The organism is Aquimarina sp. U1-2 (assembly GCF_017897595.1).
Lineage (GTDB): Bacteria > Bacteroidota > Bacteroidia > Flavobacteriales > Flavobacteriaceae > Aquimarina.
In genome coordinates this window covers 1-386 of record NZ_JAGKIK010000099.1, presented here as the reverse complement: position 1 = coordinate 386, position 386 = coordinate 1, and the positions used below count along the sequence as shown (strand labels likewise).

The window sequence follows — 386 nt, the reverse complement described above, 5'->3', positions numbered from 1 at the left end:
TTCCAATGCTAGTATTTATAAGTGGATTTATAAATATTCTACCTTTAACGAGAAGGGATTTAGAGTTGTAGAGATGAAAGAGAGCAGTAATAAAAAGATGAAAGACCTCGAGCAAAGGATTAAAGCTCTGGAACAAGTTGTTGGTCAGAAACAGATAAAGATTGATTACTTAGAAAAGATGATCGACATAGCGAAGGATGAGCTGGATATTGACTAGTCCTAAATAATCGATACAGATTATTGATAGATTAAATTTATTATTTGTAGTAGCCACTACTTGATCTGACAGTTGTTACTTATCCGACATCATGCCTTTGCGCTAAATTTATTTCTTTCTCAACTACCTCTTGATTTATGGAGGCAGTTTGTGAAAGAAATAAATTTTC

The 386-nt window shown here is 32.9% G+C and carries 1 pseudogene; it reads left to right on the top strand.

What is annotated here, in order from left to right:
- Positions 1–217 (top strand): annotated as a pseudogene (locus J8281_RS19195) (transposase); the annotation flags it as partial.
- Positions 218–386: the final 169 nt, after the last annotated feature.